Annotated in this window: 1 protein-coding gene; it reads left to right on the top strand. The window is 57.6% G+C overall.

The window, feature by feature from the left end; genetic code table 11:
- A partial coding sequence (locus J5M56_RS26490; RefSeq protein WP_207938249.1) for an amino acid permease occupies positions 1-236 on the top strand: 236 nt, incomplete at both ends.

Here is a 236-nt window from a genome sequence, read left to right as displayed (position 1 = left end):
CTTGCTGTCCTGGGCATTGTTGTGCGCCGAAATTCTTTTTGCCACGGCCCGTGACAAGACCATGCCGCGCTTTCTGGCCAAGGAAAACGCCAACCACGTGCCTGCCAATGCGCTGTGGCTGACCAACGCGATGGTGCAGATCTTCCTGGTCATCACGCTGTTCTCCAACAGTACCTACCTGTCGCTGATCTACCTCGCCACCTCGATGATCCTGGTGCCTTACCTGTGGTCAGCGG

This window comes from Pseudomonas sp. 51_B (assembly GCF_017491595.1).
Taxonomy (GTDB): domain Bacteria; phylum Pseudomonadota; class Gammaproteobacteria; order Pseudomonadales; family Pseudomonadaceae; genus Aquipseudomonas; species Aquipseudomonas promysalinigenes.
The sequence above is the reverse complement of the archived record's forward strand: the minus strand, read 5'-3'. Positions and strand labels throughout refer to the sequence as shown.